9 protein-coding genes are annotated in these 15840 nt (G+C 67.5%); 3 read left to right on the top strand and 6 right to left on the bottom strand.

What is annotated here, in order from left to right:
• The coding region (locus FL311_RS46165; RefSeq protein WP_141330797.1) for a TerB N-terminal domain-containing protein at positions 1–2308 on the bottom strand (2308 nt) is incomplete at its 3' end.
• 225 nt (positions 2309–2533) lie between these two features.
• On the opposite strand from FL311_RS46165, the gene FL311_RS30950 reads away from it, so the two are divergent.
• From FL311_RS30950 to FL311_RS30940, 3 genes are all read left to right on the top strand, one after another.
• Positions 2534–3037, top strand: coding sequence for a hypothetical protein (locus FL311_RS30950; protein ID WP_141330795.1), 504 nt, complete (start codon positions 2534–2536; stop codon positions 3035–3037).
• A complete protein-coding gene (locus FL311_RS45495) occupies positions 3034–3411 on the top strand; it encodes a hypothetical protein (protein ID WP_141330793.1) in 378 nt (125 codons plus the stop codon). Before FL311_RS30950 ends, FL311_RS45495 begins: the two co-directional genes overlap by 4 nt.
• Before the next feature lie 189 nt (positions 3412–3600).
• Positions 3601–4164: a hypothetical protein gene (locus tag FL311_RS30940; RefSeq protein ID WP_141330791.1), complete on the top strand. Its 564-nt coding sequence runs from the start codon at positions 3601–3603 to the stop codon at positions 4162–4164.
• Positions 4165–4194: 30 nt separating this feature from the next.
• Here the strand turns inward: FL311_RS30940 and FL311_RS30935 are convergent, their stop codons facing one another.
• The 5 genes from FL311_RS30935 to FL311_RS30915 form a co-directional block, all read right to left on the bottom strand.
• Positions 4195–7731: a putative Ig domain-containing protein gene (locus FL311_RS30935; protein ID WP_141330790.1), complete on the bottom strand. Its 3537-nt coding sequence runs from the start codon at positions 7729–7731 to the stop codon at positions 4195–4197.
• Between the two features lie 162 nt (positions 7732–7893).
• Positions 7894–10674 carry an Ig-like domain-containing protein gene (locus tag FL311_RS30930; protein ID WP_228557191.1) on the bottom strand — a complete coding sequence of 927 codons (2781 nt, stop codon included), beginning with the start codon at positions 10672–10674 and terminating at the stop codon, positions 7894–7896.
• Between the two features lie 128 nt (positions 10675–10802).
• Positions 10803–12224 (bottom strand): IgA Peptidase M64, encoded by a 1422-nt coding sequence (locus tag FL311_RS30925; protein WP_141330788.1) that lies wholly within the window; start codon positions 12222–12224, stop codon positions 10803–10805.
• 134 nt (positions 12225–12358) lie between these two features.
• The gene (locus tag FL311_RS30920) at positions 12359–13813 is read right to left on the bottom strand and encodes a PEGA domain-containing protein (protein ID WP_228557190.1); all 1455 of its coding nucleotides are present in this window, start codon (positions 13811–13813) and stop codon (positions 12359–12361) included.
• A 142-nt stretch (positions 13814–13955) separates the two neighbouring features.
• The coding region (locus FL311_RS30915; RefSeq protein ID WP_228557189.1) for an Ig-like domain-containing protein at positions 13956–15840 on the bottom strand (1885 nt) is incomplete at its 5' end.

Raw genomic sequence — 15840 nt, 5'->3', positions numbered from 1 at the left:
CCTCCTCGGCGAAGATGCTCCCCAGGAGGCTGGAGACCGCGGCGGTCTCCGCGAGCTTCGCCTGGACGCTGCGCATGTCGAGCGCCACCCGCTCGCCCTTCGCTGGAGGTGGCGCGGGGATGGCGAAGCCCTGCTCGGGGGCGCCGGCCAGTCGCATGGAGACGGGCTCGGTCGCGGGGCGTGACGCGGTGGCGGCGTGGACGCGGGAGTAGACGCTGTCCTCGTCGAGCCCCAGCATGGCGTAGAGCTTCGACAGCGTCTTGAGCTCCTGGGGTGACACGTCGCCGTCGGCGACGGCGACCTCGACCAGGAGGTTGCCGAGCGACGTGCGGGCCTCGGGCGTCAGCGCCTCCACGCGCTTCTTGTGGCCCGCGCTGGAGGCGGGGCGCGCGAGCAGCCAGGACACGTGGGCGCGGAGCCGGACCTTCTCCGAGTCGAGCAGTCCCTGCGCGGCTTCGACGAGGGCCTCCATGCGGTGGACTTCATCCGTGGAGACGGTGCCATCGGCGGTGGCCACCGCGGCGGCGAGGTGCAGCATCGCGAGCGCGGACAGGTAGCTCGCGGAAGGGGCGCTGGGTGAATCGGGGGGCAGGGGGAAGAGCCACGCGGACTCGTCGGGGGAGAGCACGGCGCCGCCCATGCGAGGGTCGGGCTCCATGCCGTGGCCCAGCTTCTCGAGGGCCTGGGCGAGCCCCACGGCCTCCGCCTTGCTGAGCTTGCCGAGGGTCGCGGTGGGCCAGTGCTTCAGCAGTTCCTTCGCGGGCACGGGAGCGGAGGGGTTGTCCCCGAGGAATTGGCGCAAGAGGGCGCGGAGAGCCTGCACGTCCGAGCCTCCGTCGATGGACGCCGCGAGCTCGGGAGGAAGCAGGGCCAGGGCGCTCATGCTGTTGCGCGCGTCGGGGTTCTTGCCCACCCAGCGACTGTAGGACTCGAGCGACTCGCAGCACTCCTCGATGAGCGCGCGCACGGGCTTGAGGGCGGTCTCGGAGGCCTCGTTGATGGAGGCTGAAGACAGCCGCACCGAGCCACCGAAGGATGCGCTCGCGGGGTTGTAGCGGGCCTCCACCTTCGCCTTCAGGGCGCGAGGGATGATGCCCGCGCCGTGGTCTCGCAGATAGCGTGCACGAAAGAGGGCCTGGAACTCCTCGGGACAACGCGTGGCGGGAGTTCGCAGCCGGGTGACATGGGTCTCCACGGCCCAGACAAGGGCCCAGTCCGCGGGGAGCGGAAGCGCGCGAGTGGCGGCGGTGCCCGCGGCCATGCGCACGTCGAACGAGGCGGAGCCGGCGCTGCGCAGCCAGAACTCGGGGGACTCCTTCAACAGTCCATCCTCGCCAGCGCGGTGCACGCGCAGGACGTCGAGGAAGGCCGAGGCGTAGCTGGCGAAGGAGCTGTTCTCGCCGTGGACGTCGAGGAGACCTTGGACTTCGTCTTCGATGAGACGGGCCTCGGCGAGCGCGGCGGGCTCGGTGCCCAGGTCGTGGAGCACGCGTCGCTCCAGCCCGTAGAAGAACAGGAAGACGAAGCCGATATCGATTCCAGGCTGACGCCGTCCACCCGCGAGCCACGCGAGATAGCCCGCACGGGAGGCGGGCGAGAGGTCCGAGTACGAGGGCCAGTATCGCAAGCCCTGTCCACCGCGATTGGGGCGAGCGGCGACCTCGAGCTTGGGGTTGATGAGGGCCGGCTCGGTGTTTGGGGTCTTCACCGCGCGCAGGCGCGAGCCCACGTAGACCATTCCATCCTTGAGCGTGTAACCGGCGACCTCGATGGACTGGCCCGGAGCAATCCATGCCGTCTTCTGCGAAGCGGGAGTCGACGGCTCGGAATCAGGCGCGGACGCAGGCTCAACGGACCGCGCGGGTGCGATGCGCTGCACGGTCCCGACGGGCTTCTCGCTCGGGGTCGGCGGAGTGATGGCGGCGCGCGCCGATTGCGCGGGCTCGACACGTGAAGCGGTCGGCGTGGAGGCGGCCTGTGCGAGCGGCTCGGCGGCGCTCTTCGCAATGGCCCGTGGCTCATCCGCGATACGGACCCTGAGCCCTTGTGAGAGCCGGGGCGCGCTCACGTTCTCGAAGCGCAGGGCGATGGTGGACGAGTCGTGCGAGGTCGGGGCCGTGACAGCCGCGAGTCCGACGCCAGCCCGCGCCTGCTGCGCGGCCTTCATCCGCGCATTGACCTTGTTGAGCCAGACGATGCCACCCCATGTGCCCAGCCCGAGGACGACCACGCAGCACAGGGCGCCACCGGCTCCATCTGACTGAGCGGCGGCCACGAGAGGCGGCAGCGCCTGAATCCATACCGCCATTGAGTTGCTCCCCGCCCGGCGCCAAAGGAAGGCGACCGCTCACGTCTGTCTCTACCCGTGAAGTGAATGGTAACGGGATACAGTCGCGAGCGTGAGGGAAAGGGCTCCCCGGAGTCTCACCCCGGAGTGGTATTCCCCTCGGGGCGGTCATGACCCAGCGTGGGTCTGAAGGGTGTCGCGGATTGCGACGCCTTGCTCATGGTTGGGTTTCATTGCCGGTGTGTGATGCCACTGCCGCTCATTCCCGCCGCGTTCCTCCTCGCAGGTCTCATGGGCTACGGCGCCAAGAAGGCGTACGACGGAATCGACAGCATGAAGGACGCCAAGGACCTTGGCGAAGAGGCCGAGGCGCGACATCGGGACGCGGTTCAGCGGTTGGACGGTGCTCGCGAGGTGCTGCAACAGCAGCTCGACGCCCAGGTCGCGTCCATCGACGCGGCCATCGCGCTGCTGGCACGGGCGTGCACGCGCGTGGAGGAGCTGAGCGGGGTGCTCGGCGCGCTCGATGAACGCGCGGGTCGAGCCCTCGACGCGCTGTGGGCGCTGGGAGGCCGGTTCGACGCGGAGGACGATGTCCACCTGGCCCGGTTCGCCACCGCGATGCAGCTGGTGAAGGCCCAGAGCGAGCTGATGCGGATGCCCCTCTTCGCCGCCGGCGGAGACCTGAACACCCAACTGGAGACCTTGCTGGAGCAGTCGCGTGGCCTGCTCCAAAGGGAGACGTCATGACGCTGAAGACAGAGCTGTCCCTGAAGGACGTGCTGACGGGCATCCAGGTGGTGGCCGACTGCGTGCGCGACATCCAGAAGGAGCGCACGGAGCAGACCCGGCTGCGTGAGCAATCCCGGGTGGATGTCGAGCACATCCACGCGATGCGCGACGTGCTCATGGACTACCTGGACCGCAGCTTCGACGAGCGACGGGAGAACTTCCGCCAGCTCTTCGAGCGTCTGGACGGCGCCATCGCCAGCGACAACGTGGGGATGGCGGCCGCGGTCCTGGAGTCGGTCGTGAAGCTGGCCGACGCCTCGCCCTTCAAGGCGCTGCGGGATGTGGCCGCGACGCGCGCGGCGCTCGGCAAGGAGACGGAGTGGAAGTTCTGAAGGGCGAAGTCCACGTGGGGAAGACGTGCGCGCGGGGGGACGCCTGCCTGCCCCTGGACCTGTGAGGCCGGGATGTGGGGACTCGGGGTTCTCGGCTGCCTGGAGCGTTCACATGTTGACGCGGAAGCAGCGGATGCGTCGGGTGTGTGGTTCCGACTCTGGAACGACACGCATGGGGAGGCCGGGACGATGAACCGCAAACGCCGGGTCAGGGGGTGGGCGCTCGGGCTCCTGCTGGGCGTCTGGGGCGTGAGCTGCGAGCGTCACGAGGACACGGGAGGAGGCGGCGGCGAGGGCCTCCCCTCCGCGAAGAACCGTGAGCTGCGCTCGGCGTTCTGGCGGGACCTCATGGCCTCGCGTGAGAAGGCGCCGGACCCCGAGGCCCTGAAGGGCCCGGATGAGCAGGGCGTGGGAGGCTCGGGGCGCGCCGAGCCCTCGGGCATCCTGCACGGCCGGGTGACGTGGGTGGGGGACAACGAGCTGCTCGTGCGCGACGGCGCGGGCGTGGAGCAGGACATCGAGGTCGTCCCCGGCACGCGGCTGCGGCTGAACGGGAACGCCGTGGGCCTGGCGTCGATGCGTGAAGGCGACGCCGTCAAGGTGACCTACGACGACGGCCCTGGCGGCTGGGTCGCGCGCGAGGTGGACGTGGAGGTGAGCCCACCTCGGGACATCTCCACCGAGCGCGAGGGCCGCCGAGGACGAGCATCGGGCGAGCAGCGTGGCGGCGGCTCCTCCACGCCGTCTCGCTGAAGACGCTCACCCAGAGGCCGCAACGTCCGCTCAGAACGCCGAACCACTCGCGCGCCGTCCGGGTGACGCGCGGAGCGTGGGGTTGAGCTGGGGATGGCGGACGAAGGGCGCGCCGGCCTGGGCGTCGGGCGAGCGATTGATGGAGATGTCGTCCTCGGTGGCCGTGTAGCTCAACTCATCCACGGTGGCCGAGTCCAGTGCACGCAGGTACACCGAATCGCTGGTGTTGTTGAGCCCGAGCGTCCCGGACGAGGCGGACACGGTGTTCGGCGTCCCGGGCGTGTAGCCACGATTCCCTCCGAAGACGACGTACGCCCCGCCCGCGGGCACGAGCGTCCCGTTGCCGAAGACATGACGAACGCTGACGGCATCCGACAAGGTCCACCCCGACAGGTCGACGGAGGCCGTGCCGACGTTGACCAGCTCGATGAACTCGTAATCGGTGTCCGGCGAGGAGGTGCCGTCGCCGTTCAGGGTGGAGGGCTCGTTGGCGAGGACCTCATTGATGATGACCAGCGGCGCCCCCGGCGGCGCTCCGCCAAAGGCATAACGGCTGATGACCGGGTAGTGGTCGCTGACGACGTTGCCGTAGTCGGGAATCCCCGTAGGTCGGATGACAGTCAGCGAGCCCGGGACGAAGGTCCCGGCGACGCTCGCGTTGACGAGCGTGTGGTCGATGGTGTCGGAGTGGCTGGTGGTGGTGCTCTCCGGACGGCTCGACAGGGCCCCGGTGATGAAGGTGTAGTTCGAGTCGCTGGTGAAGTTCTCGAAGGGCGTGGCCAGCGGCACCCCGGCGACGGTGGTGATGGACACGTCCACGTCGTCATTCCAGTCTCCGATGACGAACACGTTCTGGAGCGCCTGGTTGTCGAGATAGGACTTGAGCCCGAGGCTCGCTTCCCGTCGCCGCCCGTATGAGGACTCATCGGCGAACGCCTTCATGTGCAGGACGATGACGGTGAGGGGCGTGGTCGTCCCTCGCAGGGTGAAGTCGACACGCAGGGGAGGGCGTCCGGCGAAGAGGGATTCGCTCTCCACGAGGATGAGCTCGGCGCTCTGGAAGGTGACGCTGTCGTCGTAGAGGATGGCCGGCTTCTGCTCGTTCGTGGAGTAGTAGCCGCCGGTGTTGGGGACGCGGCTCCAGTCATTGGCGACGAAGCCCTGGTGGTTGGGGAGCTGCGCGAGCACGGTCTCGAAGTCCTGATTGTCCACGACCTCGACGAGCCCCCAGATGTTGGCGCCGGTGTCGCGGAGGATGTCGCGGGTGTGTGCAATCTGCAGGTCGTCGAGCGTACCGCCAGGAGAGGTGGAGTTCGGAGGGCCCAGGGTGTCCGAGCCGAACCACTCGAGGTTCCAGTGGCCCACGGTGATTTCGACGCCCGCGGGGAGGATGTTGAGCGGCAGCTCGCGTGAGGCGAAGGAGTTCCGGTCGTCGGTCACCACGAACGTGATGCGCGGGGTGCCCGCCGTGGTGGGGGTGCCGGAGAGCGTCCCCGTCGTGGAGAGCGAGAGCCCCGCCGGCAGCGTGCTCGAGGTGCTCCACCGCAGGGGCGCCCTGCCACCGGACGCGGTGAGGGTGACGGAGTAGGGCTGGCCGACGGTGGCGTCGGGCAGGGTCGTGGTCGTCACCGCGGGGGGCGGCTCGATGGTGGTGAACGAGAGGCTCTTGTCCGCGAAGCGGCCGTTGGCGTCGGTGGCGCGCGCGGTGAAGGTGGTGGCGCTCGCGTTCGTGGTGCCGCTGATGAGGCCGGACGTGGAGAGGCTCAGTCCCGAGGGCAGCGTGCCCGAGGCGATGCTCCAGGTGATGGGCGCCTTGCCACCGGAGGCGGCGAGCTGGGTCGAGTACGGCTGTCCGAGCGTGGCGGGCGGCAGCAGGTCCGTGGTGACGCTGGGGAGCGCGTAGACGGAGACCGTGACCTGAAGCGTGGCGGCGCGGCTGGCGACGTCGGTGACGCGAAGGGTGACGGTGGAGGAGGCGGCGGTGGGGCCGAGGGTACCGGACACGAGCCCGTTGTCCGGTGAGAGGCTGAGTCCCGAGGGCAGCGTGCCCGAGGCGATGCTCCAGGAGAAGGGCGCGCGCCCGCCCGCCGCGGTGACGGAGCTGGAGTACGAGGTGCCCGCGTAGCCATCCGCGAGGGTGCCGCTCAGGGAGAGCGGAGCCTCGACGATGAGCGCGAGTGCGCGGCTGTCGGTGCGGCCATTCGCGTCGGAGACGCGCAGGGTGACCGCGTGGGAGCCCGTGGTCGAGGGCGTGCCGCTCAGCGCGCCTTGGGTCGACAGGGAGATGCCTGGGGGGAGCGCACCGGAGGCGAGCGTCCAGGAGAGGGTGCCCTGGCCACCCGTGGCGCCGAGGGTGTGTTGGTAGGCGATGCCGCGAGTCGCCTCGGGGAGGGTCTGCGTGGTGATGGTGGGCAGCGTGGAGACGGAGACGGAGACGGAGCGCGAGACGGTGCGGCTGTTGGCGTCACTGGCGACGACATTGAAGGTGAAGTCGCCGCTCTGGGTGGGCTGGCCGTGGAGGAGCCCCTCGCGGGCGAGGGTGATTCCGGGAGGGATGGGCCCCGTCGTGGTGAACAGGTACGGGGGCTTGCCCTGGGAGGCCTCGAGGGGGCGGGTGACGTTGTCGCGGACGTAGAAGCTCAGCGCGGGAACGGCGGCGAACGCGGGAGGCAGATAGGTCGAGACAGAGACCTCACGCGAGTCCGTGGCGCCGGCGGAGTCCGTGACGCGGAGGACGAGGGTGAAGTCGCCCGACGTGGTGGGCGTCCCTTCGAGGTGGCCCGAGTCGCGGAGGCTCAGTCCGGGAGGCAGCGTCCCGCTGACGAGCGCCCACGTATATGGCGCCGTGCCGCCGAGCGCGGTGAGGGCCTGGGCGTAGGTCCTGTCCGTATAGGCATCGGGGAGGTGGGTGGCGGTGATGGTGAGGCCGTCGCGGACGGTGAGCTGGAAGGCGGAGGAGGCCGAGCGGTTGTTGGCGTCACGGACCTCCAGGGTGAAGGCCGACGTGCCCGAGGTGGTGGGGGCACCGACGAGGGACAGGGCGTCGAGGCGGAGCCCCGCGGGCAGGGTGCCCGAGGCGAGATGGAGGGAGAGGGGAGGGCGGCCGCCCGAGGCCGTGAAGTTGAACGTGTAGGGCGCGCCGACGACGCCGAGAGACAGGTTGGTGTTGGCGAGTGTCGGCGGGGTGAGGACGGTGAGCTCGAACGGCTTGGAGATGCGGGTGCCGGAGGCGTCCTCGACCTGGAGGGTGGCGGAGAAGGTGCCGACGGTGGTGGAGGTGCCGGACACGAGGCCCTGGGTGGAGATGCTCAATCCCGAGGGCAGCTCACCGCTGGCGAGGCTCCAGACGAGGGGGGCGGTGCCGCCGGAGGCGACGAGGGGCGTGGCGTACGACTCACCGAGGTAGGCGTCGGGGAGCGCGGTGGACTGGATGGAGAGCGGATTGCCGCCGCCATCGGAAGGGCCTGGGCCCGAGTCGGGCGTGTCGGGCAGCTTCGGTGGCGGGGAGCTGGAGCAGGCTGCGAGAGAGACAATGAGCAGCAGCGAAAGGGCGCGGCTTGACCGCATGGAGACTCCGGTCCGTCGGAGCAGGAGGTTGTGCTCCGTGGTGCAGTCGACACTGTAGTCACCTGGAATGACATGGATTCAAGGCCGCCCAGGCTGCGGCCAATAAAAAGGCCGCGGCCCCCGAAGGGACCGCGGCCGGTGTCTCAGGAAGACGGAATCAGACTACGGGTTCGCGACGCCCCACGAAGACGGCCCCACGGCCCAGTCCGCCGCCATGTTGGTATCCGTCGCGCTGACACGGCGGATGGTGACCGTATCCGGCGTCACCTGCGACGTCGGGATATCGGTCCAGTTGGCCGAGACCTCGATTGCCGTCGGCGACGAGGTCGTCGAGCAAAGCGCACCGCCACAGTCCGCAGGCAGCCATTGACCGGCGGCCTGGATGGCCTGCAGGTTACCTGGGAATGCATTAGGAGGAGTTCCGACTGTGCGCCCGAACGAGACCGCATCCTGCATCGTTCCTGCAGCATCCTTGACCAGGAGGATGCGGCTGGAGAAGGTGAGGCCCGTCGCGCCACCCTTGAAGTCCCATGCGGTGTCATAGTTCGCTGGCGTCCCGCTCTTGGGGAACTGGTCCTTGGCGGTGGTCTCGCTCGCGTACGCGGCGGCCTCGGCAATGTGGACGACGATGATGTCGTCCTGGGCCACTGTGACATCCGGGAACGTCAGGAGGATCGTGGGCGAGTTGACGTCCTGCTGGAGCACGATGCCATCAGTAGTACCTCCCTGGAGGACCTGCAGCTCGACCAGGTCCTTGCCGCTCGGCCCGTTCGGCTGAACCTCGGTGATGCGCAGCACCGCGCTGACGCGGAAGCCCGTGAACTCATCTGTGTTGTTCGGCGCGACCACGCCACGGCCCCTCGAATCTCTCACGGTGTCCGCGACGGTGACCGTGTATGCGGCACCCGCCGTCTGGGCGGTTGTGGTCAGAGAGACCTGGCGGCCCGTCACCTGGAACGCCGAGGCGGTGAGTCCATTGGAGAAGGTGAACTGACTGGCCACGTCGGTGATGCTGTCCTGGGCAATGCTGCGGTCGAACGTCAACGTGACCGCTGTAGACGAGGTCGCCACGGCAGTGACCAGCTTGGGGGCCGGGCACTCCGTGAGCGTGATGTCCGAGGCAGCGAAGGCTGAAGGCTGCGCGGTGGCACCGAACCGCCACATGGGGCCCACGGCGGTGAACTGACAGCCCGGGGCGAGTTCAAGCGACTGTGCGAAGCCCGTAGGCAAACGCAGCCGGAGGCCATCGGCCGCCGTGGTCATGCCAGTCGTGGTGACTCGATAACCCGTGAAGCCAGCTCCCTGACCATTCCCACTGTCAGTGAGGGTGCCCGTGAGCGAGATGAGCTCGTACGCGTAGGTGTCAAGCCCCGTGATGAGGTCTGTCGCGCTGGAGCGGTCGACGATGAGCGAGTTCACGCCGTGACCCTGGCTGATACGGGTGAAGTTCGTGACAGTGCTGGCCTCCTTGAGTTCGCTGGCGACCTCCTTCGCGGTGACGGTCAAGCTGACGCGGTCTCCCACGGAGACTTGGCTCAGTGCGGCGGCATCGGAGACGAACATCGCGGGACCGTTGGGCTCCGCCTGGAGGAAGAAGCCCACGGGATCGCTGTCGTTGTTCTGCCCCGGCACAGCGGGCTTGATGAACGTGACGTAGGCACCGTTGACCGCATGGTTGATTGTGCCCTCGGGGTCCGCGTTCAGGAACGCCGTAATCTGCTCGCTGGTCTCCGCCGCCGTCGGGCCCGGAGCCGTCTCGCACGCGTTGGTCGTCGTGTTGCAGACCTGTCCCGCCGAGCAGCTCGCGTTCGTCAGGCACTGCACGCACGCCGTGCGGTTGTTGCAGACGGGCTTCGTCGGGTCCACACCCGCGCACTGCGCATCGGTGACGCAGACCTCGCACTGGCCGCGGCCGTTGTTGCCCGTCGTGTCGCAGAAGTCACGGGCGCTGTCCGGCACGCCGGCGCACTGCTCGTTCGTCGTGCAGCCGCACAGATAGTTCGCGTTGCAGGCCGGCTTGGTCGCATCGCAGTGCGCGGTCTGGTCCGCGGTGCACTCGACGCACGCCGTCGGCGTGGTGTCCGTGCGGCAGACCGGGGTGGACGGGTCGCACGAGGCGTTGTCCGCGCAGCCCTCGCAGGCGGTGCCCGTGGCGTTGCACGTCTGCTCACCCTGGCAACCCTCGGTGGCGTTGCACACCTTGCACTCGCCCGCGCCGTTGTTGGCCGCCGTGTCGCAGATGTTGGTAGGAGAGGAGCAGCCCAGGTCGGGGCTCGTCCCCGAGTCCATGCAGACCTTGCACGCGCCCGCGCCATTGTTGGCCGCCGCGTCGCAGATGGGCGCCGTGGCCGAGCAGCCGTTGTCCTGGCCGTTGCCCGTCGCGGAGTCCGTGCACGCCTTGCAGACGCCCACGCCGTTGTTGCCGGCGGGGTCGCAAACCGGCGTCTCGGCGGAGCAGCCGTTGTCCTGGCCGCTGCCCGTGGCCGTGTCACGGCACGCCGTGCACACGCCCTTGCCGCTCGCGCCCGTCGGGTCGCAGATGGGCGTCGTGGCGGAGCAGCCCTCGTCGGTGCCCGCGGCCGTCGCCGTGTCACGGCAGGTCTTGCACACGCCCGTGCCCGAACTCACGTCGCAGATCTCACCCGTGGCGCAAGCCGGGCTGCACGTCACGCCCGCGTCCGGCGTACCGGAGTCCGGCGTACCGGAGTCCGGCGTGCCCGAGTCCGGCGTACCAGAATCCGGCGTGCCCGCATCCGGGTCCGGCGGACGGGTGACGGGCTCCTGCTTGCAGGTGCCGTCGTCACAGACCCACTCATTGCCAGCGCTCGGCTGGCCGTTGTCGGCGCGACAGTCAAACTGGTCGACGCACTCATCTCCACAGCCCGTGCCCAGCGTGACGAACACGGCGGTCATGAGAGCTGGAAGCCAATTTCGCTTCAGCATGCGGTCCCCTCCATTGGGATGCGGCAGGTAGTAGCCCCGCCCCCTTACACCCGAACCCGGAGAGGGTCCATTGCGGGGCCCGCGTGACACCGCCATGTCACGCGGGATTCCCTTGAAAAGTCAGGCTTTCACGGAGTCTTGCGGGGTGTCTGGCCGCGTTGACCCGCGTACAAGTCGATGACCTGTGAAATCGCGCTCTGACACACCGCGCAGAAGGGTACCCGGTCCCGCGTGAACATGACGCAGTCGAGCTGGGGTCGGTAATACCCACGCGCCTCGTAGTTCGCGCCCTCGAAGGCGCCCACTTTTCCCGAGTACTTCTGGGAGGAGAGGAACTTCTCCTCCCAGTCGCGCTGGGCGATGAACAGCGAGTCCATCTCCGACTCCGGCTTGCGCTGGGCGCGGACCTGGCGGCGGCGCTTCTGGATGTCGTTGGAGTGGTTCTCGTAGGCCTCCTTGCCCCAAGGGGTGGGCAAGGGTGTCCCAGTCGTCACCAGATGCTTCCACTTGATCTGCTCGGGGTCCTTGAGCGCGGTGACGTTCTTCTCCCACGGCTCCAGGCGGTCCTCGCTGGGGACGTAGACGGACTCGGAGGTGTAGTACTCGTCCGCGAGCCCCGCGAAGTGGTGGCCGAACTCGTGGACGAAGACGTAGGGGGCCCACAGACTGTCGGATGCCACCGTGCCATAGAGGCCGAAGATGCCTCCGCCTCCGTAGGTGTTGCCGTTGGAGAGGATCTCCACGAACTCGTAGGGCGCGAAGGCGGACAGCTCGCGGAACGCCTTGTTGTCGAAGGTGAGCACGTAGCGCTCGCTGCCGAACGCGTCATACGTGGTGCCCACGGGCGAGCGTTTGTGGACGCCGGTGGAAGGCCGGGAGATGCCGGACTGCGTGGCGGCGGGGACGAGCCCCCAGACGTTGAAGTCCGCCTTGCGCTCCTTGAAGGGCGAGAAGGTGAAGAGGATGTCCACCATCCGCTTGGCGTCCTTCTCGAACTTGCCGCGCTCGGCCTGGGTGTAGCCGTCACCGAGGATGAGCAGGTCCACCTTCTGCTCCGGCGGCCCGTTCTCCAGGAGCTTCAGGAGCGGGCCCGGCGCGGGAGGCGAGGACGGGTCCACGAACATGCCCTTGGGGTCGACGACGAGCGACCACACCTCGCGGAAGGCGTTCTGTGCGTCGCGCTTCTTCACGAGCACCTGCACGGGCCGCTCGGGCGTGGGGAAGCGCAGGGACTCGTGGAAGGTGCGGTTCTCGCTCTTCGCGTCGGTGGTCAGCTCCCACTCGCCATAGATGGAGGCGAAGCCGCGGGAGAAGAGGAGCTGGTTCGTTTCGCGATCTCTCACCTCGTACAGATACTTGCCGAGGTTGGTGTCATCGATGGTGCGCTGGGGATGTCCCGGCCAGGGCAGCGGCTCGATGACGACCTTGTCGAGGCTGAAGCGCTCCTCGGTGGCGTTGCCGGTGTGGAAGTAGTCCACTCGGAGGGTGCGAGGGGCCGCGGCGGAAGCGCTCGTGACCAGCAGCAGGAGGGCAAGTAGGGCTCGCGTCATGCGCGGCACTCTACGCCGCGGATGCGAGGCTGGCGCGCCACGTGCGCGAAAGCGCGGCCTGTCTGACGCAGCGAGGCACGGCGGGCCCACTCCTCGTGGGAGTGGGCCGCCGCCAGGTCATGAAGGCGCGAAAGTCAGAAGGTTCCGGAGAGGCTCGCGGAGAAACCATCGCCGTCCGTGGCGACGCCCACGGAGACAGGCGGAGGCGCCTCGGGTGAGGGCGAGAGAAGGAAGAGCACTGCGCCCGTTGCGGCCGCGGCACCGCCTCCGACGAGCAGCCCCGTGAGGAGGTTGTTCTTCTGCACGAGGGAATCACGCAGGCGCAGGGACTCCTGGTCCGTGGAGCGGATGCGTCCGTTCTCGAGCCGCTTCTCCAAATCGTTCACGTCCTTCTGGGCCAGCAGTCGCACCACGCCCGCGCCACCCAGCGCAGCCACGCCCGTACCGAGCAGGACGTAGGACGCCACCCGCAGGCCTGGAGTGGACTGGGATGCAGTGCCCGTGACGCCCTCCGTCAGGCGGTCCGGCGCGCTGACATCCAGGCCGCTTCCCGGTGGAGGTCCGTTCTTGTCGGTGGTGCTGGGTTGTTCCCAGGGCGCGCGGCCATTGGAGTTCATCACCACGAGGTTGGAAGGGGAGCGCCCCGTGGTCACGAAGTCGACGAGCGCGGAGAGCGCTTCGGCGGGAGCGTCGAGGCCCTGGGTCTTGAAGCCGCCTTCACGCAGCTTCTGGCCGCCTTCGACATTGAGCACGGTGGCCGCGAACCACTTGGGGCCGCTGCTGGGGCGCTCCAGGCGCACGACGATGACCTCCTCGACCCCGAGCGTGCCTCCCAGACGGACCGCGTGGCTCAGGGTCCGCTCATTACTCCCATCGGTCGTGGTGAGACAGGGGAACGGCGTGGCGATGATGGAGCCCTCGTAGGCGAGGTCGACGAGCAGCGGCGTATCCACGCCTTGCGCCTGGATCTGCCGGGGGAAGCTGATGGCGTCGCCCTTCACCACGGTCAGGTCATAGGTGCCTGCCGGAACATCGAGCGTCATCGGCGACTGGCCTACCTTGAGACCATCCAGATAGACGTCCGAGGTCGGCAGTGTGGAGCGTATCGAGAGCTTCACCTTGCGAGCCTGATTCATCTCCCGCCGCAGCTTCTCGAAGCCCTGCCTCACCGAGGGGGCGAAGTAGTCGGGGTCGAGCGCGTACGTGGGCTGAAGCCGCAGCACGTTGCGGAACGCGGTGTCGCTCTCCTTCTGTCGCGACATGGCCCGGTAGTTGATTCCATGCAGGAGTTGGGCGCTCACGAAGAGCTTCCGGCGCGTCTCACCAACGGGGAGCCGGTTGATCTGCTGGAGCGCCTCGTCGACGAGCTGCGCGGCCTTGGCGTTGCGGTTTTCGTAGAAGTGGTCCTGGGCAGAGTCGAGCTGGCGCTGGAGGTCCTCGTAGCTCTTGCTGGGCTGAGGGAAGAGGCGCTCGCTGAATCCCCCCGTGCTCAGGACGTCCTGTTCGGGGCGGGACACCAACGCGCCGAGGAACGCATTGGCCTGGCTGCCCAGCTCCGCGTCCTTGCAGTCGCCACTCGCGACGACCATGCGCCGAGGAGCCGCGAGTCCGAGTGCCGGAAGTGCCGCGATGAGAATGATGAAGAATCGGAGAGCTGACATCGGAAAGGTCCGTGGAGTTGTACAGAGCCGCTGCGAAGAGAGGTGCTGAACGTGATGCGGTGTTCGAGGACTAGCGGTTGAAACGACGCACTCGCATTCGGGAGAACTGGTTGACTTGTCTCCAGGACAAGATGAGCTCGCCCTCTCGCGTCAGATGAAGTGAATGAGGGCTGCTGTTGTTGAAAGAACCGATGTTGAGACCAGCGTCATCAAGCGATTCCCACTGACGACCCGTCCAGCGTGCTGCGTGTACTTCGGTCCTGTTTGCGTGGACGTAGTTTGACCAGACTGCGAAAGGAGTGCCCTCCTTGTTGGCCTGGACTACGTGGTTGAGAGCCGTGTAGTCCTCGAAAAATATTTGGGCGCCTTCTGAAACCCAGTCTGTCTCAACCCATCTGGACACCGTTAGGGGACTGATCGGACCTTTGCTGCCATCGGACCATGCGATAAAGGGTGTGTTTCCTGCCCCTATTGTCAGTGAGACGCGCGGCCCCTGGTGTGAGATGTAATGCCCGCCGCTGGGGAGTTGATTCCATGTGCCGTTGATGAACTCGTTGACGAAAATTGAGTGGATTTCGCGTTCGTTGGCAATCCACGCGACGACTGGAGTGGCGTCGCTCTTGTATCGCAGTACAGGGCTTGTTGAGTCGTTCGTGACAGATAGGGCGCTGAAGCAGTCGCCGATGCGGCTCCACTCAGTTGAGTTCCATACCGCGGCACAAACAGTCGTCTCTTCCTGGCCTGTCGACTCGCTCCAAGTAATGGCTGGTTGACCAGATGGGGACCACTCAAGATGGGGATGCATTTTTTGTGGCATTGCTGCGTTGCTTTCAACGCTTGTTCCTAATTGCTCCCAGGAACTCCCGGTCCACCGGGCGACATGCACGCGCATAATGAAAGAACTGACGTCGTGCAGTTCTGTCCAAGCCACGATGGGGTTCCCCTCTGCTGTGAGAAGGAGTGAGTCCCCATAGAAACCATTGGGACTGGTGGCTACAATTCCGTAGTCAGTCCACTCGCCAGCTGCAAAGCGTTTGACACGAAGAATGCTATAAGAAGACCGCGTATCGCGCCATACGGCAATCAGGTTGCCGGAGGTGTCGAATGCGTAGCTTTCCATCGTTTCATAGCTGGAGAAAGACGTGCGCGCCCCATCTCCAGTCCCCCACGGAACCCAGAACGGAACCACCCAGTCCCAGCCACGTGACTCGGGCACCAAACTGTTCCCCGCCAGGTCCACCACGGACTCCGTGAGCACCAGTCGAACCGGGTTCGACGGCGCATAACCCTCGTCCGGAGACACCGTCAGCGTCTTCCCATCCCCCGACAGACCCACGGTCCGGGACACTTCCGAGTCACCCACCGTGAGCCGGACCGTGGTGCTCGTCACCGTGTCCACCCTCATCGGCTCCGAGAACTCCGCCTGGATGGGCGCCTTCACCCAGACCATCTGTGCGCCTGGCTCCGGTGTCCGCGTCACCAGCCTCGGCGGCGTCCGGTCCACCACCACTTCCCGCGACTCCCCCTCGAACACCGTCTCCCCGAACACCGTCCGGGTCCGCAGCGTGTGCTCCCCCTCCGCCTCCACCGTGGTGTCCCACGCATACACGTACGGAGGCTCCAGCACCGCGAGCACCTCTCCGTCCCGGAGCAGCTCCAGCCGGTCCGGGACATTCCCCGCGACCTCCAGCCGGACCTCCAGGACGCCATTCGTATGGGCCACTCCCGCGGGCGCGACGATGCGCACCTCGCTGTTCACGGGAGTGATTGCCGGCACCTCGATACAGGCCGGCGAGGACAGGAGGACAGCAGCCACCCAGGGCAGCAGGACAGGTCTTGGAGTGCGCATCACGAGGCGTCGGTGCAGGCCCCATTCCGTTGCCCACAGGACAGTCCTCCGCACATAGCAGCCCTGCCTCACCCCCTTCAAACCCCCTGCTTTCAACTGCTTACCC

This window comes from Myxococcus sp. AB025B (assembly GCF_006518215.1).
Lineage (GTDB): Bacteria > Myxococcota > Myxococcia > Myxococcales > Myxococcaceae > Myxococcus > Myxococcus fulvus.
This window is presented reverse-complemented; position numbering and strand designations above follow the sequence as displayed.